This window comes from Pseudomonas corrugata (assembly GCF_001269905.1).
In the GTDB taxonomy this organism is placed as follows: domain Bacteria; phylum Pseudomonadota; class Gammaproteobacteria; order Pseudomonadales; family Pseudomonadaceae; genus Aquipseudomonas; species Aquipseudomonas corrugata.
The window spans coordinates 401,394-423,092 of sequence record NZ_LHVK01000014.1 but is presented as its reverse complement, the minus strand read 5'-3'; the positions used below and the strand labels follow the sequence as shown (position 1 = coordinate 423,092).

Genomic DNA, 21,699 nt, shown 5'->3' with positions numbered 1-21,699 from the left:
CCATGAAAAGTACAATCTTGGATCTGGAAGGTGCATTTTTCGGCTGCCCTTGAATGCCCATACTGGACCGGCCTTAATCATTTGATCCCGCCGTTTTCTGCACCACGAGCCTGCCGTGAGGTGCAAGGCCAGGCGGGATCGGCAAACGCCAATAATAAAAGAGCCTGTCCATGAAAAAGCCAAATCCGCTTCTCGAAGACCTCAAACCCGTTCTGCCGGTCATTGCCGCCAATGCCTTCCAGGCGGAACAGGACCGTAGCGTTCCGGCCGAGAATATCGCCTTGCTCAAGGGCATCGGCATGCACCGGGCCTTCCTGCCGAAGAAATACGGCGGCATGGAGATTTCCCTGCCGCAGTTTGCCGATTGCATCGCGTTGCTGGCCGGTGCCTGTGCCAGCACGGCCTGGGCCATGAGCCTGTTATGTACCCACAGCCATCAGTTGGCGATGTTCCCAGCCAAGACCCAGGAAGAAATCTGGGGCGACGATCCTGATGCCACCGCCAGCAGCAGCATCGCACCGTTTGGCCGCACCGAGGAAGTCGAGGGCGGCGTGATGTTCAGCGGTGAAATGGGCTGGAGCAGCGGTTGCGACCACGCCGAGTGGGCGATCGTCGGGTTTCGCCGCAAGAACGCCGAAGGTACCCAGGACTATTGCTTCGCGGTACTGCCTCGAAGCGATTATGAAATTCGTGATGACTGGTTCGCGGTTGGCATGCGCGGCAGCGGCAGCAAGACGTTGATCATCGACAATACGTTCGTGCCGGAACACCGGATCCAGAAAGCCAAGGACATGATGGAGGGCAAGTCCGGTGGCTTCGGTCTGTACCCCGACAGCAAGATCTTTTACTCGCCGTATCGGCCGTACTTTGCCAGTGGCTTTTCCACCGTCAGCCTGGGCGTGGCCGAACGCATGCTCGAGGTGTTCCGCGAGAAAACCCGCAACCGCGTGCGCGCCTACACCGGTGCGGCAGTGGGGGCGGCTACCCCGGCGCTGATGCGCCTGGCCGAGTCCACCCACCAGGTGGCAGCGGCCCGGGCCTTCCTCGAAAAAACCTGGCAGGAGCACGCCGAGCACAGCGAGCGTCACGAATACCCGAGCCGGGAAACCCTGGCGTTCTGGCGGACCAACCAGGGCTATGCGACCAAGATGTGCATCCAGGCGGTGGATCGGCTGATGGAAGCGGCCGGCGGTGGTGCCTGGTTCGAAACCAACGAACTGCAACGGCTGTTCCGCGATGCGCACCTCACGGGCGCCCATGCCTACACCGACTACGACGTCTGCGCACAGATTCTCGGACGCGAGCTGATGGGCCTGGAGCCCGACCCCACCATGGTGTGACCACCGGCTCGTCGAGCCCGCTCATAAAACAATAAATCGAGGCCGTCACCTGAGGCGGCCGGGAGTCTTGCATGTCCAGTATTTCCGATAGCGCTTTCGATACCCGTGCGTTCCGCCGGGCCCTGGGTAACTTTGCCACCGGTGTGACCGTGGTCACCGCCGCGGCTGAAGATGGCCGCAAGGTCGGCGTGACGGCCAACAGTTTCAACTCTGTGTCCCTGGACCCGCCGCTGATTCTCTGGAGCATCGACAAACGCTCCAGCAGCCACGGCGTGTTCGAAGCCGCCAGCCACTTTGCCGTGAACGTGTTGGCCGCCGATCAGATCGACCTGTCGAACAACTTCGCCCGGCCCAAGGAAGATCGCTTCGCTGACATCGAGTTCGACAGCGGCGTCGGTGGGGCCCCGGTGTTTGCCGATTGCGCCGCGCGTTTTCACTGTGAAAAATTCCAACAGGTCGACGGCGGCGATCACTGGATCATGATCGGCAAGGTCGTGGCCTTCGACGATTTCGGACGTTCGCCGTTGCTCTATCACCAGGGCTCCTACTCGATGGTCCTGCCCCACACGCGCATGACCCGACGCGAAGAAGGGCAGCCACCCAGCAGTCACTTCCAGGGTCGCTTGAGCCACAATCTTTACTACCTGATGACCCAGGCACTGCGGGCATACCAGGCCAGTTACCAGCCACGGCAATTGTCCACCGGGTTGCGCACCAGCGAGGCGCGGATGTTGATGGTGCTGGAAAATGACGCCGGGCTGAACCTGGCTGACCTGCAACGGGAAGTGGCGATGCCGGTGCGCGAGATCGAAGAGGCCGTGGCCAACCTCAAGCGCAAGGGCCTGGTGAGCGATGACGGCGACCGGGTGCGCCTGACCGTCAAGGGCATCGATGAGACCGAAGGGCTCTGGGCCATTGCCAGGGAACAGCAGGACAAGGTGTTCGGCCAGTTTGGCGACGCCCAGGTGGAGCATTTCAAGACGGTGCTCAAAGGGGTGATCAAGGGCGCATAGAGCAGATCTGTGGGAGCAAGCTTTGCTCCCACAGGCTGGCCCCACAGTCCATCTGCACTCCGATGATGCTAAGATTTAGTTAACTCATTAACTAAGTCCTCTGGCGAACATTCTCCATGCCCAAACCGCGCCAATCCTTGACCCTGACCCTGCTACAGGCCCGTGAAGCGGCCATGGGGTTTTTCCGTCCTTCCCTCAATCAACATGGCCTGACCGAGCAGCAATGGCGGGTCATTCGTATCCTCAGCCAACACGACGAACTGGAAATCAATCGCCTGGCCGAGCTGGCCTGCATCCTCAAGCCCAGCATGACCGGCGTGCTGGTGCGCATGGAAGCAGCGGGCATGGTGGTGCGGCGCAAGGCCGAGCAGGATCAGCGACGGGTGCTGGTGCGCCTGGCACCCCAGGGGCAGGCGTGCTTCGACTCGATGAGCCAGAGCATGGAGGCCAATTACCAGCGATTGCAGGAGAAGTTGGGGGAGGAGAAGTTGCAGACGTTGTTGGGGTTGCTGAATGAACTGAAGGCGGTCAGGCGCTGAGCTTCCTGTTGCGACTTCTAAGGAGAGAAAGAATAGCTGTGGGAGCAAGGCTTGCCCGCGATGAAGCCATCTCGGTCTCATGGTGAACCGCATCAGCTTTATCGCGGGCAAGCCTTGCTCTCACAGGGGCGTCTGACTTGGGTCAGTAAACGCCACCCGTCGCAGGCTTCGGCGCATCCTTGAACGTCGCCGCCAGAGTCTGAAGGCCGCGCATCAACACCGTCGTATCCACCCCCACCGCAACGAACGCCGCGCCCAGCTCGATGTAGCGCCGGGCCAGTTTCTCATCGGCACTGAGGATCCCGGCTGCCTTGCCGGCCTGGCGAATGCGGGCGATGGCGTCCTCGATGGCGGCTTGCACGTCCGGATGGCCCGGATTGCCGCGAAAACCCATGGAGGCGCTCAGGTCCGCCGGCCCGATGAACACACCGTCGACACCTTCCACGGCGGCAATGGCGTCGAGGTTGGCCAGGCCCTCGCGGCTCTCGATCTGCACCAGCAGGCACATCTGTTCATCGGCCTTGTCGAGGTAACCGGGGATGCTGTTCCAGCGCGACGCCCGGGCCAGCGCGCTGCCGACGCCTCGGATGCCGCTGGGCGGGTAGTGCATGGCGCGTACCAGCTCGCGAGCCTGCCCGGCGCTTTCCACCATGGGCACCAGCAGGGTTTGTGCGCCGAGGTCGAGCACTTGCTTGATCAGCGCGGTGTCACCGATTACCGGGCGGATCACCGGCTGGCCGGGGTAGGGCGCCACGGCCTGAAGCTGGCCGAGCAGGGTGCGCACGTCGTTGGGGGCGTGTTCACCGTCGATCAGCAGCCAGTCGAAACCGGCATTGGCCGCCAGTTCGGCGCAGTAGGCGTCGGCCAGTCCGAGCCACAGTCCAATTTGCGCCTGGCCGCTTTTCAGTCGTTGTTTGAATGTGTTGATCGGCATGTCCATGAAGCGGTCCTCGGGAGTCAGACGAAACGGCAGGCGATGGAACCGAGCATGTCGTAGTCGACATGGAAGGTATCGCCCGGGTTGGCCGCCACCGGGCGGGTGAAGGAACCGCCGAGAATGACCTGACCCGGTTGCAGGGTGACGTCATAGGCCGCCAGCTTGTTCGCCAACCAGGCCACGCCTTTGGCCGGGTGATTGAGCACCGCCGCCGAGACGCCGGACTCTTCGATCACGCCGTTGCGGTAGAGCACCGCCGGCACTTTGCGCAGGTCGATCTCGGTGGGACGCACCGCACGACCGCCCATGACCACGCCAGCGTTGGCCGCGTTGTCGGAGATGGTGTCGAAGACCTTGCGGGTTGCCTTGGTCTGCGGGTCGACCTGCTGGATGCGCGCATCGATGATTTCCAGCGCCGGGATCACCCATTCGGTTGCATCCAGCACGTCGAACACCGTCACGTTCGGGCCTTTCAACGGCTTGCCGAGGATGAACGCCAGCTCCACTTCCACCCGTGGGACGATGAAGCGTTCGAAGGGAATGTCGGTGCCTTCATCGAAGAACATGTCGTCCAGCAGCGCGCCGTAGTCCGGTTCGGTGATGTTCGAAGAGACTTGCATGGCCCGGGAGGTCAGGCCGATCTTGTGGCCGACCAGCTTGCGGCCATCCTTGATTTTCTGTGCTACCCAGGCGCGCTGGATGGCATAGGCGTCATCGAGGGTGATCTGCGGGTGATCGAGGGAAAACTGCCGCACCTGTTCCCGTGAGCGCTCGGCATGGTCGAGGCGGGCGGCGGCTTGTTGGATGAGGCTTTGATCGAGCATGACAAGGTCCCTACTGAGGATTGACGACGGCGGCCCGGGTGCGCAGCACCAGCAGGCCGCCCAGGGTGATGAACAACGCCAGGACGTAAAGAGCCAGGCTGGCGCTCTGGGTGGTGTCCCGCATCCAGCCGATCAGGTAGGGCGCGAAGAATGAGGCGATGCTGCCGAAGGAGCTGATCAGGGCAATTCCGGCGGCCTGGGTACCGTTGGAGAGGAAGGCGGGCGGCAATTGCCAGAACATCGGCAACGCCGCGCTGGCACCCATGCCGGCGACAATCAGGCCTCCGAGCACCAGCGTTGGGTTGCCGGGAGAGAGCCCGGCGATGGCAATGCCGGCTGCCGCCATCAGCAGCGGTACGCAAAGGTGCCAACGGCGTTCGCGATTGCGATCGGAAGACCGGCCACAGCCGATCATGAAAAAACAGCCCGCCAGGTATGGCACTGCACTGAGCAAGCCGACCTTGCCATCGCTGCCGATGCCGGCGCCGTGGATCAGGGTGGGCATCCAGAAAGCCAGGGTGTTCACCGCCAGCATCACGGCGAAGTACACTGCCACCAGCAACCAGACCTGCGGGTTGTTGAGGATCGCCGAGAACGAAGTGATGGATTTTCGCTGCTCCTCGACACTCATTTGTTCACGCAGTTGCTGCTTGGCGTGAGGCGTGAGCCAGCCGACCGTCTCGAAACTGTCCGGCAGACACTTGAGCACCACCAGGCCCAGCAGGATCACCGGAAGCCCCTCGAGGACGAACATCCACTGCCAACCGCGCAGGCCGCCGACATCATGGAAGTGTTCGAGGATCCCACCGGACAACGGCCCGCCGATGACTCCCGCCATCGGCACGGCGATGGCGAACAGCGCGGTCACCTGGGCCCGACGTCGCGCCGGGTACCAGCGGTTGAGAAGTACCAGGATGCCCGGGAAGAAACCGGCTTCGGCCACTCCCAACAGAAAGCGCAACAGGTAAAAACCGGTGGCACTTTCAATGAGGAACATGCTGGTGGACAAGGCCCCCCAGACCACCATCAGCGTGGCGATCCAGCGGCGCGGGCCGACCCGGTCCAGGGCCATGTTGCTCGGTACGCCAAACAACGCGTAGGCGATGAAAAACAGGCCGGCGCCGAAGCCGTAGACCGTGTCGCTGAACTGCAGGTCGGCACTCATCTGCATCTTGGCGAAGCCGATGTTGATGCGGTCCAGATGGGCAAACAGGTAGCAGACCAGCAGCAACGGCATCAGCCGCCAGGTGATCGTGGCATGGGTGCGGTCGTGCGCGACGGAGCTGGCAGTGCCAGCGGGGTTGGCTGTGCTCATGATCTTGTACTTTTTGTCAGAGGGGCCGATGGGCAACTGTCAGGTGCGCTTAGCTCGTCTGGGCCTTGAGAAAGGCGTGGACGTTGTTGGCCTTGAAGTTGAGTTGCTCGTGCAATTCGATCATCTCGAACGACAGGGCCAGCAGACGCTGGGCCTGGAGTTCGGCGAAGTGCGCGGTGATCACCTCGAAGAGTTTCTCCGCGACTTTCTGGCGGGCGGCGAGATCGCGGCCATGGCCAACTTTCAGTGTCATGTGCACGAAGGCATAGTCGTGCTTGCCGTCGGCCATTCGCCAAGTGTCCAGGCGCATCCCACGACTGCGGATGCCGCCGAGGGGAAACACGCCGCTGTCGCCCAGCAAGGCATGGACTTTTTCAAACAGGCCGGGCAAGTCGGCCTGTTGTTCGATGTTGTCGGTGTACTCTGCGATGAAATGCGGCATCGTCGGATCTCCTGTGCAGGCTGGTCAAACCGGAAAAATGGCATTGATCTGGCCGGTGCCGGAGCTGCCGAAGGGTTCGGTGATGATTTCGGCGGGTTTGTCGTAGTCCGGTCCGCCCAGCAACCCCAGGAGCATCGCCGTGTCATGCATCTTGCCTTCGCCGAAGCAGTGCTCGGCATAGTCCGGGAGCATGGCGCAGAATTCCTTCCAGCGACCCTCGCGCCACATCTGGACGACATGCAGGTCGACCTGCTTGTCGAATTCCCGGGTCCAGTTATGGATGTTGGCTTCGGCGTTGCGATCATCGGAGAACCGGTGGGACAGCGAACCGGACGCCAGCACCAGCACCTTGCGGTCGCTTTTTTCGATGGCCCGGCGCACGGCGGCGCCGAAAGTGAAGCTGTCTTGCAGACGATGCCAGGCACACCAGGCGGCAATCGAGACGACATTGAGTTTCTGTTCCGGCGGGACATCCATGTGCATGTAGCGCATGGGCACCAGCGTGCCGTATTCCAGTTCAAGGCTGGGGATGTTGTGGGCCAGGGTGCGGACATCGGCGGCATTGGCTTCTGCGGCAATCAACTCGCCCAGTTCCGGGGCGCCCGAGTACTCGTACTCCATGTTCTTGATGAAGTGTGGCAGCTCGTTGCTGGTGTAGATGCCCTTGAAATGTTCGCCACTGTTGACGTGATAGGCGCTGTTGACCAGCCAGTGCACATCGAATACCACAGCGGTGTCGGCACCCAGCTCACGGGCGCGGCGGCCGATTTCCTTGTGCCCGGCGATCGCCGCTGCGCGGCAGCCATGGTGCTTGCCGGGCAGCTCGGACAGGTACATCGAGGGAACGTGGCAGATCTTCGCAGCCAGGACGACTTCGCCCATGATGATTCTCCTGAAAAATTGTTCTTGTTGGGTCTTGGGTAATCGGTGAATCACAACCTGTTTCAAGTGGACCGCAGCGCCTGTGGCGAGGGGATAAATCCCCTCGCCACAGGAGTTCATCGCCGTTTTAGATACCCCACCTTGGAATGTGATGCCCACCCATCGAAATGCAAACGTTCTTGATCTCGGCAAACACCTCGAAGCTGTACTGTCCACCTTCACGCCCGGTTCCGGAACCCTTTACCCCACCGAAAGGCTGGCGCAGGTCGCGTACGTTCTGGCTGTTGATGAACACCATGCCGGCCTCGATGCCATGGGCCAGGCGATGGGCCTTGCCGATGTCCTGGGTCCAGATGTACGACGCCAGGCCATATTCGGTGTCGTTGGCCAGTTGCAAGGCTTCGGCTTCATCCTTGAACGGGATCAGGCAGACCACCGGGCCGAAGATTTCCTCCTGGGCGATGCGCATCTTGTTGTTCACGTCGGCGAACACCGTCGGCTGGATGAACTGACCGCGACTCAGGTGCGCCGGCAGATTGGCCGGACGTTCCAGGCCACCGGCCAGCAGGGTGGCGCCTTCTTCGAGGCCGATCCTGATGTAGCCGGTGACTTTGTCGTAGTGGGCCTGGGTGATCATCGAGCCGACCTGGGTCTTGGGATCCTGTGGATCGCCCACGATCAGGCGCTTGGCACGGGCGGCGAATTCGGCGACGAACTGTGGGTAGACACTTTCCTGGATGAAAATCCGGCTGCCGGCGGTGCAACGTTCGCCGTTGAGCGAGAAGATCGTGAACAGCGCCGCGTCGAGAGCTCGTTCCAGGTCCGCGTCTTCGAAAATCAACACCGGCGACTTGCCGCCGAGCTCCATGGAATACTTCTTCAACCCGGCGGTCTGCATGATTTTCTTGCCGGTGGCAGTGCCTCCGGTAAAGGAAATCGCTCGCACATCGGGGTGCCGCACCAGCGCGTCGCCAGCGGTCGCGCCATAACCCTGGATGACGTTCAACACGCCGTTGGGAATTCCCGCTTCCACGGCCAGGCGCCCCAGTTCGTTGGCGGTGAGGGGCGACAGCTCCGACATCTTCAGCACGGCGGTGTTGCCCAGGGCCAGACACGGCGCGGTCTTCCAGGTCGCGGTCATGAACGGCACGTTCCACGGCGACACCAGGCCGCAGACGCCCACCGGCTGGTACAGGGTGTAGTTGAGCATCTGGTCGTCGACCGGGTAGGTGTGACCGTCCATGCGGGTGCAGACTTCGGCAAAGAAGTCGAAGTTGTGAGAGGCCCGGGGAATCAGCACATTGCGGGTCTGGTGGATGGGCAGGCCGGTGTCGAGGGTTTCCAGCTCGGCCAGTTTCGGCACGTCGCGGTCGATCAACTCACCCAGCTTGCGCATCAGCCGGGCGCGTTCCTTGGCGGGGGTGTTGGCCCACTTCGGAAAGGCCTCCTTGGCCGCGGCCACGGCCTGGGCGACTTCCTCGGCACCGCCGCTGGCGACTTCGCCAATGGCTTCGCCGGTGGCCGGGTTGTAGTTGATGAAGACGTCTTTGCTTTCGACCTCACGGCCGTTGATCCAGTGTTTGATCATGTTGCTCAAGCCTCTTTACGGGATGCGAAGAACGCCGCTTCGCTGACAATTCGATTGACCAGGCGACCGACGCCTTCCACTTCCACCACCACTTCATCACCGGGCACCACGTCCGCCAGGCCTTCCGGCGTGCCGGTGGCGATCATGTCGCCGGGTTGCAGGGTCATGAAGCTGGACAGGTACTCGATCAGGTAGGGGATGTCGAAAATCATGTCCTTGGTGCTGCCTTCCTGGCGCAGTTCACCGTTGATCCAGGTACGCAGCTTCAGGTTGGCCGGATCCGGCACATCGGCGACATCGACGATCCACGGGCCGACGGGGGTCGTGGCGTCGCGGTTCTTCACCCGCAGGTTGGGGCGGTAGTAGTTTTCCAGGTAATCGCGGATCGCATAGTCGTTGCACACCGTGTAACCGGCCAGATAGTCCAGGGCGTCCTCGCGCTTGACGTTGCGCGCGGTCTTGCCGATGACCGCCACCAGTTCGCACTCGTAGTGCATGTAGGCGACGTTGTCGGGACGCCAGGTCTGCTGGTTATGGCCGGTATAGGTGCCGGGGGACTTTATGAATGCCAGAGGCTCGGTGGGCGGTTTGAAGGCCAGTTCGGCGGCGTGGTCGGCGTAGTTCAGGCCCAGGGCGAACATGCTGCCGGTGGCCGGTGGCAGCCACTCGACCTGGTCTTCGGCCAGCAGGCGACCGTCGGCCAGGCGCACGGCGTTGCCAGCTTCAACGGTGACGTGATGGATCTGTTCCTCAAAACGAATGCGCGCGTGTTTCATGAACGTGCTCCCGGTTGCTCGGCCACGACGGTATTGATGAGACGGCCCAGGCCGCCGATGTCCACTTCGACGCGATCACCGGGGACCACATCGACCCGGCCCTCAGGCGTGCCGGTGATCAGCACGTCGCCGGCGTGCAAAGTCATGAATTCGCTGATCTCGGCAATCAGTTGGGGAATGTTGCGAACGAGGTTGGCCGTGCTGTTCTGCTGGCGCACCTCGCCGTTGACGTACAGCGTGATTGTCAGGCTATGGGGATCGGCCACGTTGGCGCTTGGCACCAGTTCCGGCCCGATGGCACAGAAGCCGTCCCGGCACTTGGCCTTGACGGCAGGGCGGTAGTAGCTGTCTTCCGGCAGGCTGAATTCGTTGACGACGGTATAGCCGGCCACGTAGCCCAGGGCCTCGGCGGCGCTGACGCGGCTGGCCGACTTGCCCATCACCACACCCAGGGCCGGGCCCGGTTGCAGGCGTTCGCCGTGGCCGGGATGAACCACATCGGCGTCGTGCCGGTTGCGGGTGTTGGGGGTCTTGATGAACAGCACCGGCTTGACCGGCGGCTTCTGGTAGGGCGGTTGCTCGAACTCGGCGAGGCGCTGCTTCAGCAGCCCCTGGTAGTTCAGCGCGACCCCGAACAGGGTGCCGGTTGCGACGTCATGCAGGGCACGGCTCATGCTTGTCTCCTGGCAGTGCAGAGGGATGAGGGCTCTGCGATATTGTTAATGTATTAACAGTTATAATTAAGATGTTAACTATCGTCAAGCGTGAGAGAATGAGCGGCACTGGTTGCCTTCCCGGATTCGGTGCAGGATGAGCCTCGGGCGTTGCCTGAATCAGAATAAAAACGAGTACTGCGTGATGACCGATCGTCAGCCGATCCCGAACATCAACATTGGTCAGGTGTACGACCAGCGCTACAGCGACGCCGAGGTGCATTACGACCGGCTCGCCAACCTGGCGGGCTTTTTTGGCCGGAACATGCCGGTGCACCGCCACGACCGGTTCTTCCAGGTGCACTACGTCAAGAGCGGCACCGTGCGGGTGTATCTGGACGATCAGCAGTACGTCGAATCCGGGCCGATGTTCTTCCTCACGCCGCCGACCATCCCCCATTCCTTCGTGACCGAGGCCGACAGTGACGGGCATGTGCTGACGGTGCGCCAGCAGTTGGTCTGGCAATTGATCGACGCCGATCCCGGGCTCGCGCCGGCCGGTGTGCAGTTGCCGGCTGCCTGTGTGGCGCTGACGCAACTGGGGCCGGAGCAGGCCGGGGAAGTGCGCCGGCTGGAATACTTGTTCGAGGAACTGAGCGAGGAGGTGGCGGCCGCTCGGCCGGGGCGCAGCGTGGCGCTGGACGGCTTGACGCGGCTGATCATGATCAGCCTGTTGCGACTCTGCTCCAACTCCCTGGAAGCGAGGCCGGCGCGGCATGAGGACTTGAAGATCTTTCACCGCTTCAACGAGCTGATCGAAGCGCACTACCTGCAACACTGGCCGCTGTCGCGCTATGCCGAGGGCGTCGGGGTGACCGAGGCGCGTCTCAACGACGTGTGCCGGCGCATTGCCGACCTGCCTTCCAAACGACTGATCATGGAGCGGTTGATGCAAGAGGCCAAGCGCCTGCTGCTGTTCACCGGCAGCTCGGCCAACGAAATCTGCTACCAGCTCGGGTTCAAGGACCCGGCCTATTTCAGTCGGTTTTTCCAGCGCTATGCTCAACTCACCCCAGGGGAATATCGCCAGCGGCAGTCGGGATTGCGCTGAAATTTATCCTCGATGGAGCACTAGCTTTTGTGGCGAGGGGATTCAGCGAACCGTCGCACCGCCCCGCTGGGCTGCGAAGCAGACCTCAAACCAAACACCTCGGTGTGTCTGTTTGACCGAGCGAGCTGATTTGGGGCCGCTCCGCAGCCCAGCGGGGATGAATCCCCTCGCCACAAACCCGTGGCAAATTTGAGCAAGCGGCTTGCTCTTGCAGCTAATTATTTGCGCCACTAAGCTGCCCACTCGTCCATCCAGGCAGTCCGAACATGGCCACCCCCAGACCTTCACTGACGCTGACCCTGCTGCAGGCCCGCGAAGCGGCCATGGCGTTTTTCCGCCCGGCGTTGAACCAGCACGACCTCACCGAGCAGCAATGGCGGGTGATCCGCATCCTGCATCAGCAAGGTGAACTGGAAAGCCACCAGCTCGCCCATCAGGCCTGCATCCTCAAACCCAGCATGACCGGCGTGCTCAGCCGCCTGGAGCGCGATGGCCTGGTGCGCCGGCAGAAATCCAGTCAGGACCAGCGTCGGGTGTTCGTTGGCCTGACCGAACGCGGCCAGCAGTGCTTCGTGTCCATGAGCGAGGGGATGGAAGGCAACTATCGACGGATCGAAGAGCAGTTCGGCGAGGAAAAGATGCAGCAGCTGCTGGCGTTGCTCAACGAGTTGAAGAACATCAAGCCTTGATGCCACGAAGCACCTTTGTCTGCCTCGGTACTGCATCCCGCACTCCTGACGCCAACGAATCACCTTTGTGGCAGCTGCCCTCAACACTGTGAACCTTCCGCCAATACAGCGCTCACTTGTTAGGCAAGTGCTCGTGCTGTTCCATTGCCGATAAGGATTTCGCATGTTTCAAACCTCGTCATCGATGCCCCTCCATGCCCCGGTCGAACGGGAACTCAGTGTGCGCGCGGTCAGTACCGGCATCGTGATCGGTATCCTCTTGACGCCTTCCAATGTCTACGCCGGATTGAAGATCGGCTGGTCCTTCAACATGTCGATCATTGCCTTGCTGATCGGCTATGGCATCTGGCAAGGCCTGGCCAGGCGTTCAGCCGCGCGATTGCCCTGGACGTTGCACGAAAGCAACATCAACCAGACGGTCGCGTCTGCGGCGGCCTCGATCATTTCCGGCGGGCTGGTAGCGCCGATTCCGGCCTACACCTTGTTGACCGGTCAGCAGCTGGATGCCATTCCCATGGTCGCCTGGGTATTTTCGGTGAGCTTCCTGGGGGTGTGGATCGCTTGGTATTTACGCCCGTCGCTGCTCAACGACAAGGCGTTGAAATTCCCCGAGGGCATGGCGACCCTGGAAACCCTGCTGCATATCTATAACCAAGGCCATGAAGCGGCGACGCGCTTGAAGGTATTGCTCAGTGCCGCGTTGCTGTCCGGATTGGTCAAGTGGGTGGACACCTTCATGTGGGCTTTCCCGCGCTGGTCGCCGACAGCCCAGCTGGAACGCCTGACATTCACCGCCGATCCTTCGCTGCTGTTGGTCGGTTTTGGCGGGATCATCGGTATTCGCGTTGGCTTGACCCTGTTGCTCGGTGCTTTGCTGGCCTGGGGCGGGCTGGCGCCTTGGCTGTTGGAACACGGCCTGGTGCAGTTGCCACAGGGCAGCAGTGGCCCGCAGTTCGCTGCGCTGGTGGAATGGTTGCTGTGGCCAGGTGTGAGCCTGATGGTCTGTTCAACGTTGGCGTCCCTGGCGACTCGCTTATGGGCTTTGCACAACACCACCCGGGCTGGCGGTGGGGCGATCTGGGTAGTGCCCAAGGCTGGACCCGCCGCCGGGTTCGGGATGGCCATTGTCTTGGTGGTGAGCTTGCAGGCCTTGCTGTTCGGCATCAATCCATGGATGGCGCTGTTGACCATTCCTCTGGCGATCTGCCTGGCCGCGGTGGCCGCCCGGGTGGTCGGCGCCACGGGGATTCCGCCTATCGGCGCTATCGGCCAGTTGTCCCAGCTGAGCTTCGGCATCGTTGCGCCAGGACAGGTGCCGATCAATCTGATGAGCGCCAATACCGCCGGTGGTTCGGCGGGGCAGTGCACGGATCTGATGAACGATTTCAAGGTGGGCCGGGCCATTGGTGCGACACCGCGCAAGCAGTTGGTCGCCCAGACCCTGGGCATTTTCGTGGGTAGCATCGTTGGCGTATTGGCCTATCTGGCACTGATCCCGGATCCTCAAGCCATGCTGCTTACCGAAGAATGGCCGGCCCCGGCAGTTGCCACCTGGAAAGCCGTGGCGCAGACCCTGACCCAGGGCTTGGAGTCGTTATCGACGAGCATCCGCTGGGCGATCTTCCTCGGAGGCCTGGCCGGCTTGCTGCTGGGAGTACTCGACAGCCTGTTACCCGAACATCGCGCCCGGTACCTGCCGAGCACCGCGGCACTGGGCCTGGCCTTCGTGCTGCCGGCCTCGGTGTCGCTGATGATGGCCCTCGGTGCGGTACTTACCTGGGTAGTGAGCAGGCGCTGGCCGAGCCTCACGGAGCGCTTCGCAATCACCGCTGCGGCGGGGTTGATTGCCGGGGAGAGCATGACCGGGGTGGGCGCGTCGTTGTGGCAGATGCTCGGGAATGGGTGATTCACCGAGCATTGCATACGCGGAGAATCAGCGCACCCGCTCGCGACTTTCCACCGCCAGATCCAATGCCTTCTGCATGTCCAACCGCGCCGAACTCCCCACGTCCTTGTCATTGAGCCGGTAGTGGCGCTCCGACGGCAGGATGGGCGCGGTGAGGTCTTCCGCGTCCATCCGTTCGAAGTCGTGGTTGTCGCCGATGGTCAGGGCGCTGCGGCGCAGCAGCGTGCGCAATTGCTCGGGTAGCAGTTGCGGGTTGATGGACAGCATTGTCGCCAACAGGCCTGCGACCATGGGCGTGGCGTAGGAGGTGCCGCAATGCACCGCACCGTCCTGGCCTGCGCCGGGCGTCGAGGCGTGGGCACAAGCGGCAGCGGCGATGTCGACGCGCATGTCGATGTTCGAGGAACTGCGCTTGACCGCATAGGCTGGATCGTCGACGGCGACCCCGGCACGCTCGCTGCGCTGGTGACCGCCGACCACCAGCAATTGCTCGGTGATGAAGGAGGAGGGCAAGCGGTATTCATCGCTGCCCGAGAACGAGGAGCCGTTGCCGGCAGCGTTCACCACGATCACGTCGGGGTGCTCCTTGCGCAGCCAGAGAAAAAATTCTTCCAGCAGTTCCTCGTAGCCGCTCATGGCGATGCCCGAGCGCAGCAGGGAGTCCACATTGTCCCCCTTGATGTCTTTGGCACCTACCCGGTGGATGCCCCAGATCCAGTTGAGCACGCGTACGCCATCTTCCACGAGGTTGACCGAGGCGGCGATATTGGCGGTAATCCCGGCGTCGGAATTACGTTCGACGATGACCTCGAAGCCACCACTGGCCTTATCCAGGCCGCTTAGAAAACCGGTGTTGCCGCCGTCGTTCCAGCGCGCGGCGAGAAGGCCTGCGACGGTGGTGCCGTGGCCGTCCGGGGCGACGGCATCGCGGGCGTAGACACAGATGCGTGGAGCCGAACAGGCACCGAGGTAGTCGGCAAAATCCGCCGTGTCGAAATCCACGTCGCGCTCGATCAGGCCGATGCGCACGGGCTGCGGCTGGATGGGTGCCTGCCGCCCGGGGATGCGCCGCTGGTAGTAGTGCACCGCGTCGAGAAAGCGGTTCGCGGCCCATTCGTCGGAGTCCTGCGCCGGTTTCTTCGGCTCGTCAGGCCGAGCCGTGGACTGTTCGGTTTCTTGCGCCGCGGCCTCCTCGATCACCACCGCGTCACACTGGTTTCACTGCCCTGGCGCAGCAGCAGTGCGTCACGCTGTACCAGATGCGGCACGCCATCGTCCAACCCGCGCACCGTCAGGCACCAGTCCTGGCGCTGGTTTTCCAAAAGGTCACCGCAAGTTTCAGATTTTCCAGGCGTAGCGGTTCCTGGGCATCGGCTGCTGTGCCAGTCGCCAGGGTGAACAGCGCAGCGAGGACGGCTGATCGTAAGGGCATGGGACGATTTCTTTGCCAAGGGCCTGATTGCTCCGACTGTCTTTGCCATCGTTACGTTCCAAGGATGACCGGCCCTGGCCGGACCGAAACTCCTCGGCGTGTTCAGGTGTCCATTGATCACCCCACAGCCCGCGGGCAATATCTCAAGACCTGGCATCCTGGTCGCATGTCCCTGGGGTGCATTCATCGAGAGGTTGGGTTGGAGATGATGGACGCCGCTGGCAAAACCAAAGTCGCACAGATATTCGATCAGCTCCTGGCTCTGCGCGAAAGCGTGAATGCGCTTCAGGAAAAGGAGCTGCGCAGGGTGATAGCGCTTCGCGGACAGCAGACCGTAGACGTCGACGAAGCAGTCCATCAATCTTTTGTAGACCTTCAGAATCACATTGCCGGAATGGAGGAGGTTTTGGCGACGATTGCCGAGGCCACCGGGATTATCCCAAAGCTCTGATGCTCTCCGGAACACTTGTGGAGTCTGCTCGCGATAGCGGAGTGTCTGTTACGCAAATGTTGAACGTGCCGACGCTATCGCGGGCAAGCCCGGCTCCCACAGGGGCTGGTGATGTATGCAAAAACTGCGTACATCATCGAATCCAGTGTGCGAGCCTGCTCGCGATAGCGGTGGCGCTGCTTGCATCCCTGTCGAATATGCCGTCATATCGCCAACGCCCCAGCACATTTCTGTTACTCGAAAGGAGATCTCCAAATGGAATTACGCTGTACATCGATCGAAGAAGTCCGCCAGCACATAGACCAGATCGACCGTGAGGTCGTTGCGCTCCTGGCCCGGCGCGGCAACTTCGTCACGCAGGCCGCAGCCTTCAAAAAAACCACCGATGATGTGCGCGCGCCGGCGCGGGTCGAGCAGGTCATCACCAAAGTGCGCGGACTTGCGAATGAGGCCGGCGCCTCGCCTGATGTCGTGGAGCGTGTCTACCGGGCCATGATCGCTGCGTTCATCGACGAGGAATTGAAAACCCACTCCGCCCTGACAGCCCAGTCCTAACGCCTTCCGCCTTCATCGTGAGCTGGTTCTGCGAGGCTGGAATCCCGGCTTCGCGATGCCAAGACCTGCGTGCCTGACTCACCTGTACGGCACGCAACTATTGTTAGAAGTAATAGTGACCATCATTAAACGCATGTTCTGCTTTGCCGCCAGTCGTTGGACAATTGCACCCATCGAACAGGTGGCTCAAGACATGACGCAACAGCGATCCATCGTCCTTCTAGCCTGACCCTCTTTATTTTCGGGATGAAACTGATGCGCTTTTTATTCGTGCCTGTCATGGCGCTCGCCTCTTTGCTGCTCGCCGGTTGTGCTTCCGCGCCAAATGATCCGACGCTGACCCTGCAGACCCAAAAGACCCCGGCCGAGTATGCCGAGTGCGTCATACCGAAACTGCAGGACAGTCAGTTGAACCCGCTGGTCTCACAGACCCAGCGCAGCTACCGGATCGTCGTGCCGAGCAAAATCTCCGCGGACAACGTGCTGGAGGCCTATAAGGCCGGGAATGGCGGCAAGGTGTTCATCTATGAGCGGCACCTGCTGGCCTCGAACCTGCTGCCTTCGAGTTTTGAGCGTGCCGCAGAGGATTGCATCTGATCCCGGCGGGTAGACGCTTTTCACAGAGCTCCTTTGGTTGGCCGCAACCAACCAAATCCTTGCCCCGTGACCCATCTGGTTACGGGGTTTTTTTATGTCCGCGATAACTGCGGACTGTCAGATCTGTTCCAGCAACCAGCCACGAAACGCCCGCAAAGACGGCAGCATTTCGTTGCGCGGCGGGTAGGTGAGGTAGTAACTGCGCCGGCTGGCGAACGGCAGGTCAAGGCCGATCAGCTCGCCATTGGCCAACTCGTCGGCTACCAGGATGCGGGGCACCAGGCCAATGCCGATATCCGCACGCACCGCCTGGATCAAGTGCGAGGTAAGTTCGAAGCTGGGCCCCAGGCGCATCCTGGCGTGGGGCAGGGTGTAGTGACTGAACCAGTCGCCCCAGACGTTGGGATTGTTCGCCACATTGAGCAGCATCTGTTCGCTGATCCGTTCCGGCGTCCACGTCTCATGGGCCTTGGCCGCTTGAGCCGAGATGATCACGATCAGTTCTTCAGCGTGCAGGCGGTGGCTGATCAGGCCCGGCAGGCCGGAAGTACCGACGACGATGGCGGCATCGATGTCGCTGGTGTCGAAGTCAAAGGCGTCGATCCGGGAGCTGATGTGCACCAGGATACCGGGGTGGGTCTTGTAGAACTCATGCAGGCGCGGCAGCAGCCATTTCGAACCGAAGGTCGGTAACGTCGCCAGGCGCAGGGTACCGCTGCCGGATTGATACGCCATGGCCTGCAGGGTCGCGCTACGGATGCGTCCGAGCGCCTCGCTCATCTCCCGTTGGTAGAGGCGACCGACATCGGTCAGCCGGACCTGCCGGCCTTCGCGACGAAACAGCGTCAGCCCCAGTTGCTCTTCCAACGCCTGGACTTGTCGGCTGACGGCACTTTGCGTCAGTGAGAGTTCGACCGCGGCCCGGGTGTAGCTTTGATGTCGAGCGGCGGCTTCAAATGCCAGCAGCAGTGACATGGATGGCGTGAGGTGACGGTAATTCATTCACAAAAGTCATCGATAGCGGCAGGATTATCTGGTTGTCTGCGCCGGGAACCTGAAGGAACATTGGCGCAGGTCGTTCCGAGCCTGACCTATTCATGCGCCGACGACAAGTATTTACGTGATTAGCCCCCTAAGAGGCCGTTAATGATTGCCCAACTGCCCGTGGTTGCCCCCGCGGCCCACTACCCGGAATTTATCGAGGCCCTGCGCGCCAGCGGCTTTCGTGGTCACCTGAGCGCTGACTACGGCACCCGTACCGTGTTGGCGACCGACAACTCGATTTACCAGCGTCTGCCGCAGGCAGCGGTCTTTCCCCGGGACGCCGAGGACGTTGCGCGCATTGCCACGCTGATGGCCGAACCACGGTTTCGCCAGATCAAGCTGACGCCACGGGGCGGGGGCACCGGGACCAACGGTCAATCGCTGACCGACGGCATCGTGGTCGATCTGTCGCGGCACATGAACACTATCCTCGAAATCAACGTGGCCGAGCGTTGGGTCCGGGTGCAGGCCGGTGTGGTCAAGGACCAGCTCAATGCCGCGCTCAAGCCCCACGGGTTGTTCTTCGCGCCAGAGCTGTCGACCTCCAACCGCGCCACCGTGGGCGGCATGATCAACACCGATGCCAGCGGCCAGGGCAGTTGCACCTACGGCAAGACCCGCGACCATGTGCTGGAGCTGCACAGCGTGCTGCTCGGCGGTGAGCACTTGCACACCCAGCCACTGTCCGACGCCGAGTTGGAAACAGCGTGCGCCGATACCGGCCGTATCGGCGAGGTATACCGCACCGCCCGGCAGATCCAGGAAACCCAGGCCGAGCTGATCGAGTCGGTGTTCCCCAAGCTCAACCGTTGCCTGACCGGTTACGACCTGGCGCACCTGCGCGATGACCACGGTCGCTTCAACCTCAACAGCGTGCTGTGTGGCGCCGAGGGTTCGCTGGGGTTCGTGGTCGAGGCCAAGCTCAACGTGTTGCCGATTCCCAAGTATTCGGTGTTGGTGAACGTGCGCTATGGCAGCTTCATGGATGCCTTGCGCGATGCGAACGCATTGCTGGCCCATAAACCGCTGTCCATCGAAACGGTGGACTCCAGGGTATTGATGCTGGCGATGAAAGACATCGTCTGGCACAGCGTCGCCGAGTATTTCCCGGCTGACGCCGAGCGCCCGACCCTGGGCATCAATCTGGTGGAGTTCAGCGGCGACGACGTTGCGCAAGTGAACGCCAATGTAGCGGCCTTCGTGGTGCATCTGCAGCGCGATACCACCATCGAGCGCCTGGGCCATACGCTGGCGGAAGGGGCCGAGGCGGTGAACCGCGTCTATACCATGCGCAAGCGCTCGGTCGGGTTGTTGGGCAACGTCGAAGGCGAGGTCCGTCCGCAGCCGTTCGTGGAGGACACCGCGGTGCCACCGGAGCGGCTGGCCGACTACATCGCCGAGTTTCGCGCTCTGCTGGACGGCCACGGCTTGAGCTACGGCATGTTCGGTCATGTCGACGCCGGTGTGTTGCACGTGCGTCCGGCACTGGACATGAAAGACCCGGCCCAGGCCGCGCTGGTCAAGCCGATTTCCGATGCCGTGGCCGAACTCACCCAGCGTTACGGCGGCTTGCTCTGGGGGGAACACGGCAAGGGTCTGCGTTCGGAGTACGTGCCGGCGTTCTTTGGCGACTTGTACCCGGCGCTGCAATCGCTCAAGGGCGCGTTCGATCCCCATAACCAGCTCAACCCTGGCAAGATCTGCACACCGCCGGACGCCGCCGAAGGCCTGCTCAAGGTCAACGAGGTGACACTGCGGGGTGACCTGGATCGGCAGATCGACGAGCGTGTCTGGCAAAGTTACGGCACTGCCGTGCACTGCAACGGCAATGGCGCCTGCTACAACTTTGACCCCGACGACGCCATGTGCCCGTCCTGGAAAGCCACCCGCGAACGCCAGCATTCCCCCAAGGGGCGGGCATCGCTGATGCGTGAATGGTTGCGTCTGCAGGGCGCGGCCAATGTCGATGTGCTGGAAGCGGCGCGGGGCGGTGCGTCGTGGTTGAAGGCGTTGCCGGCGCGGCTGCGCAACAGTCTGGCGCGCTCACGGGGCGAGGCGGATTTCTCCCACGAAGTCTATGACGCCATGGCCGGCTGCCTGGCCTGCAAATCCTGCGCGGGACAATGCCCGATCAAGGTCAATGTGCCGGAGTTCCGCTCGCGTTTCCTGCAGCTCTACCATGGCCGCTATCAACGGCCGCTGCGTGACTACCTGATCGGCTCGCTGGAATTCACCATTCCCTACATGGCCTACGCGCCGGGCCTCTACAACGCGGTGATGGGCTCGACATGGTTGAGCCGACTGTTGGCGAACCAGGTAGGCATGGTCGACAGCCCGCTGATCAGTCGCTACAACTTCCAGGCCACCTTGAGCCGCTGCAAGGTCGCGGTCGCCAGCGTACCGGCCCTGCGTGAGCTCACGCCGGCGCAACGGGAGCGCAGTGTGGTACTGGTGCAGGACGCCTTCACCCGCTACTTCGAAACGCCGTTGCTGGCCTCTTTTATCGAGCTGGCGCATCAGTTGGGCTACCGGGTCTTCCTGGCGCCGTACAGCGCCAATGGCAAGCCATTGCATGTGCAGGGCTTCCTCGGTGCCTTCAACAAGGCGGCGATCCGCAATGCTACCCAGCTCCAGGCACTCGCCGACTGCTCGGTGCCCCTGGTGGGCCTCGACCCGGCCATGACTCTGGTCTACCGCCAGGAATATCAGAAAGTGCCAGGGCTCAAGGCTTGCCCGAAAGTCCTGTTGCCTCAGGAATGGCTGATCGATGCGGTTCCGCAGCAGCCAACTCCTGTTGCCCGGACGTTCCGCCTGCTGGCGCACTGCACCGAAAAGACCAACGTGCCCGCCAGCACCTCCCAGTGGCAAACCGTGTTCACCAAGTTGGGGCTCAAGCTGGCGATCGAGGCGACGGGCTGCTGCGGCATGTCCGGCACCTATGGCCATGAACTGCGCAACCAGGACACCTCGCGAACCATTTTCGAACAGTCCTGGGCCGGCAAGCTGGACAAGGAAGGGGAGGCATTGGCGACGGGGTACTCGTGCCGCAGCCAGGTGAAACGGTTGGCGGACAAGCAACTGCGGCATCCGCTGGAGGTGGTGTTGGAGCAGGTGTTGGTTGGGCGGCGCGGCTGACGAAAAGAAAGGGACCGACTGATGCCGGTCCCTGAAGTTCTCGAGTCGTCCACGCCAGTCAAGCCCACCCCCAGGTCCTCTGTGGGAGCGGGCTTGCTCGCGAAAGCGGTGGGTCAGCATGCATCCATGTTGAATGTGCCACCGTCATCGCGAGCAGGCTCGCTCCCACATGGGTTGTCCGAATTGCCCACAGAACTCATGCCCACCCCAAATCCCCTGTGGGAGCGAGCCTGCTCGCGATAGCGGTGGGTCAGCTTGCAGTGATGTTGAATGTGCCGTCGCCATCGCGAGCAGGCTCGCTCCCACATGGGTTGTCCGAGTTGCCCACAGAAATCATGCCCACCCCAAATCCCCTGTGGGAGCGAGCCTGCTCGCGATAGCGGTGGGTCAGCTTGCAGTGATGTTGAATGTGCCACCCTTCGCGAGCAAGCCCGCTCCCACAGTTCCGTGGCTTAGCTCCAATGTATCTC

Annotated in this window: 19 protein-coding genes and 1 pseudogene; 10 read left to right on the top strand and 10 right to left on the bottom strand. The window is 62.0% G+C overall.

Going from position 1 to position 21,699, the window contains the following annotated elements; all coding sequences use genetic code 11:
- Positions 1–170: 170 nt before the first annotated feature.
- The 3 genes from AD665_RS20070 to hpaR (AD665_RS20060) all read left to right on the top strand — a co-directional run bounded on the left by AD665_RS20070 (position 171) and on the right by hpaR (AD665_RS20060) (position 2,892).
- A complete protein-coding gene (locus AD665_RS20070) occupies positions 171–1,340 on the top strand; it encodes a p-hydroxyphenylacetate 3-hydroxylase oxygenase component (protein WP_053193359.1) in 1,170 nt (389 codons plus the stop codon).
- A gap of 71 nt (positions 1,341–1,411) precedes the next feature.
- Positions 1,412–2,353 carry a p-hydroxyphenylacetate 3-hydroxylase reductase component gene (locus tag AD665_RS20065; protein ID WP_053193358.1) on the top strand — a complete coding sequence of 314 codons (942 nt, stop codon included), beginning with the start codon at positions 1,412–1,414 and terminating at the stop codon, positions 2,351–2,353.
- A gap of 116 nt (positions 2,354–2,469) precedes the next feature.
- Complete coding sequence (gene hpaR / locus AD665_RS20060; protein ID WP_041020126.1) at positions 2,470–2,892, top strand: homoprotocatechuate degradation operon regulator HpaR; 423 nt, start codon at positions 2,470–2,472, stop codon at positions 2,890–2,892.
- Between the two features lie 142 nt (positions 2,893–3,034).
- Here the strand turns inward: hpaR (AD665_RS20060) and hpaI are convergent, their stop codons facing one another.
- The 8 genes from hpaI to AD665_RS20020 all read right to left on the bottom strand — a co-directional run bounded on the left by hpaI (position 3,035) and on the right by AD665_RS20020 (position 10,330).
- Positions 3,035–3,832: a 4-hydroxy-2-oxoheptanedioate aldolase gene (gene hpaI / locus AD665_RS20055; protein WP_024779821.1), complete on the bottom strand. Its 798-nt coding sequence runs from the start codon at positions 3,830–3,832 to the stop codon at positions 3,035–3,037.
- A gap of 17 nt (positions 3,833–3,849) precedes the next feature.
- A complete protein-coding gene (gene hpaH, locus AD665_RS20050; protein ID WP_024779822.1) occupies positions 3,850–4,653 on the bottom strand; it encodes a 2-oxo-hept-4-ene-1,7-dioate hydratase in 804 nt (267 codons plus the stop codon).
- A gap of 10 nt (positions 4,654–4,663) precedes the next feature.
- Positions 4,664–5,968 (bottom strand): MFS transporter, encoded by a 1,305-nt coding sequence (locus AD665_RS20045; RefSeq protein ID WP_024779823.1) that lies wholly within the window; start codon positions 5,966–5,968, stop codon positions 4,664–4,666.
- A 49-nt stretch (positions 5,969–6,017) separates the two neighbouring features.
- Positions 6,018–6,410, bottom strand: a complete 393-nt coding sequence (locus AD665_RS20040; protein WP_053193357.1) for a tautomerase family protein — start codon at positions 6,408–6,410, stop codon at positions 6,018–6,020.
- A 24-nt stretch (positions 6,411–6,434) separates the two neighbouring features.
- Complete coding sequence (hpaD, locus tag AD665_RS20035) at positions 6,435–7,292, bottom strand: 3,4-dihydroxyphenylacetate 2,3-dioxygenase (protein WP_024779825.1); 858 nt, start codon at positions 7,290–7,292, stop codon at positions 6,435–6,437.
- A gap of 127 nt (positions 7,293–7,419) precedes the next feature.
- Entirely contained in the window at positions 7,420–8,880 is a 1,461-nt protein-coding gene (gene hpaE / locus AD665_RS20030; protein ID WP_024779826.1) for a 5-carboxymethyl-2-hydroxymuconate semialdehyde dehydrogenase, read from the bottom strand.
- A gap of 5 nt (positions 8,881–8,885) precedes the next feature.
- Entirely contained in the window at positions 8,886–9,656 is a 771-nt protein-coding gene (locus AD665_RS20025; RefSeq protein ID WP_024779827.1) for a fumarylacetoacetate hydrolase family protein, read from the bottom strand.
- Positions 9,653–10,330, bottom strand: coding sequence for a fumarylacetoacetate hydrolase family protein (locus AD665_RS20020; protein ID WP_024779828.1), 678 nt, complete (start codon positions 10,328–10,330; stop codon positions 9,653–9,655). The genes AD665_RS20025 and AD665_RS20020 overlap by 4 nt, the downstream gene beginning before the upstream one ends.
- A 184-nt stretch (positions 10,331–10,514) precedes the next feature.
- Here AD665_RS20020 and hpaA point away from each other — a divergent pair, with 184 nt between their 5' ends.
- The 3 genes from hpaA (at position 10,515) to AD665_RS20005 (ending at position 14,015) form a co-directional block, all read left to right on the top strand.
- A complete protein-coding gene (gene hpaA, locus AD665_RS20015; RefSeq protein WP_024779829.1) occupies positions 10,515–11,420 on the top strand; it encodes a 4-hydroxyphenylacetate catabolism regulatory protein HpaA in 906 nt (301 codons plus the stop codon).
- Between the two features lie 266 nt (positions 11,421–11,686).
- Positions 11,687–12,109 (top strand): homoprotocatechuate degradation operon regulator HpaR, encoded by a 423-nt coding sequence (gene hpaR, locus AD665_RS20010; protein WP_024779830.1) that lies wholly within the window; start codon positions 11,687–11,689, stop codon positions 12,107–12,109.
- A gap of 163 nt (positions 12,110–12,272) precedes the next feature.
- A complete protein-coding gene (locus AD665_RS20005) occupies positions 12,273–14,015 on the top strand; it encodes an OPT family oligopeptide transporter (RefSeq protein ID WP_053193355.1) in 1,743 nt (580 codons plus the stop codon).
- 27 nt (positions 14,016–14,042) lie between these two features.
- Here the strand turns inward: AD665_RS20005 and AD665_RS20000 are convergent.
- Positions 14,043–15,447, bottom strand: a pseudogene (locus AD665_RS20000) (S8/S53 family peptidase).
- Between the two features lie 205 nt (positions 15,448–15,652).
- Between AD665_RS20000 and AD665_RS19995 the strand changes: the two are divergent.
- The 3 genes from AD665_RS19995 to AD665_RS19985 all read left to right on the top strand — a co-directional run bounded on the left by AD665_RS19995 (position 15,653) and on the right by AD665_RS19985 (position 17,050).
- Positions 15,653–15,898 carry a hypothetical protein gene (locus tag AD665_RS19995; protein ID WP_313925176.1) on the top strand — a complete coding sequence of 82 codons (246 nt, stop codon included), beginning with the start codon at positions 15,653–15,655 and terminating at the stop codon, positions 15,896–15,898.
- 255 nt (positions 15,899–16,153) lie between these two features.
- Positions 16,154–16,453: a chorismate mutase gene (locus AD665_RS19990; protein ID WP_024779833.1), complete on the top strand. Its 300-nt coding sequence runs from the start codon at positions 16,154–16,156 to the stop codon at positions 16,451–16,453.
- 255 nt (positions 16,454–16,708) lie between these two features.
- Entirely contained in the window at positions 16,709–17,050 is a 342-nt protein-coding gene (locus AD665_RS19985; protein ID WP_024779834.1) for a hypothetical protein, read from the top strand.
- Between the two features lie 117 nt (positions 17,051–17,167).
- Here the strand turns inward: AD665_RS19985 and AD665_RS19980 are convergent, their stop codons facing one another.
- Complete coding sequence (locus tag AD665_RS19980; protein ID WP_053193353.1) at positions 17,168–18,052, bottom strand: LysR substrate-binding domain-containing protein; 885 nt, start codon at positions 18,050–18,052, stop codon at positions 17,168–17,170.
- 144 nt (positions 18,053–18,196) lie between these two features.
- Here AD665_RS19980 and ydiJ point away from each other — a divergent pair, with 144 nt between their 5' ends.
- Positions 18,197–21,229 (top strand): D-2-hydroxyglutarate dehydrogenase YdiJ, encoded by a 3,033-nt coding sequence (gene ydiJ, locus AD665_RS19975; RefSeq protein WP_053193350.1) that lies wholly within the window; start codon positions 18,197–18,199, stop codon positions 21,227–21,229.
- Positions 21,230–21,699 lie beyond the last annotated feature (470 nt).

Bases quoted from the DNA above. Each gene is read 5' to 3' on its own strand.
- AD665_RS20070 (WP_053193359.1), top strand. From the start codon at position 171: ATGAAAAAGCCAAATCCGCTTCTCGAAGACCTCAAACCCGTTCTGCCG.
- AD665_RS20065 (WP_053193358.1), top strand. From the start codon at position 1,412: ATGTCCAGTATTTCCGATAGCGCTTTCGATACCCGTGCGTTCCGCCGG.
- hpaR (WP_041020126.1), top strand. From the start codon at position 2,470: ATGCCCAAACCGCGCCAATCCTTGACCCTGACCCTGCTACAGGCCCGT.
- hpaI (WP_024779821.1), bottom strand. From the start codon at position 3,832: ATGGACATGCCGATCAACACATTCAAACAACGACTGAAAAGCGGCCAG.
- hpaH (WP_024779822.1), bottom strand. From the start codon at position 4,653: ATGCTCGATCAAAGCCTCATCCAACAAGCCGCCGCCCGCCTCGACCAT.
- AD665_RS20045 (WP_024779823.1), bottom strand. From the start codon at position 5,968: ATGAGCACAGCCAACCCCGCTGGCACTGCCAGCTCCGTCGCGCACGAC.
- AD665_RS20040 (WP_053193357.1), bottom strand. From the start codon at position 6,410: ATGCCGCATTTCATCGCAGAGTACACCGACAACATCGAACAACAGGCC.
- hpaD (WP_024779825.1), bottom strand. From the start codon at position 7,292: ATGGGCGAAGTCGTCCTGGCTGCGAAGATCTGCCACGTTCCCTCGATG.
- hpaE (WP_024779826.1), bottom strand. From the start codon at position 8,880: ATGATCAAACACTGGATCAACGGCCGTGAGGTCGAAAGCAAAGACGTC.
- AD665_RS20025 (WP_024779827.1), bottom strand. From the start codon at position 9,656: ATGAAACACGCGCGCATTCGTTTTGAGGAACAGATCCATCACGTCACC.
- AD665_RS20020 (WP_024779828.1), bottom strand. From the start codon at position 10,330: ATGAGCCGTGCCCTGCATGACGTCGCAACCGGCACCCTGTTCGGGGTC.
- hpaA (WP_024779829.1), top strand. From the start codon at position 10,515: ATGACCGATCGTCAGCCGATCCCGAACATCAACATTGGTCAGGTGTAC.
- hpaR (WP_024779830.1), top strand. From the start codon at position 11,687: ATGGCCACCCCCAGACCTTCACTGACGCTGACCCTGCTGCAGGCCCGC.
- AD665_RS20005 (WP_053193355.1), top strand. From the start codon at position 12,273: ATGTTTCAAACCTCGTCATCGATGCCCCTCCATGCCCCGGTCGAACGG.
- AD665_RS19995 (WP_313925176.1), top strand. From the start codon at position 15,653: ATGATGGACGCCGCTGGCAAAACCAAAGTCGCACAGATATTCGATCAG.
- AD665_RS19990 (WP_024779833.1), top strand. From the start codon at position 16,154: ATGGAATTACGCTGTACATCGATCGAAGAAGTCCGCCAGCACATAGAC.
- AD665_RS19985 (WP_024779834.1), top strand. From the start codon at position 16,709: ATGCGCTTTTTATTCGTGCCTGTCATGGCGCTCGCCTCTTTGCTGCTC.
- AD665_RS19980 (WP_053193353.1), bottom strand. From the start codon at position 18,052: ATGAATTACCGTCACCTCACGCCATCCATGTCACTGCTGCTGGCATTT.
- ydiJ (WP_053193350.1), top strand. From the start codon at position 18,197: ATGATTGCCCAACTGCCCGTGGTTGCCCCCGCGGCCCACTACCCGGAA.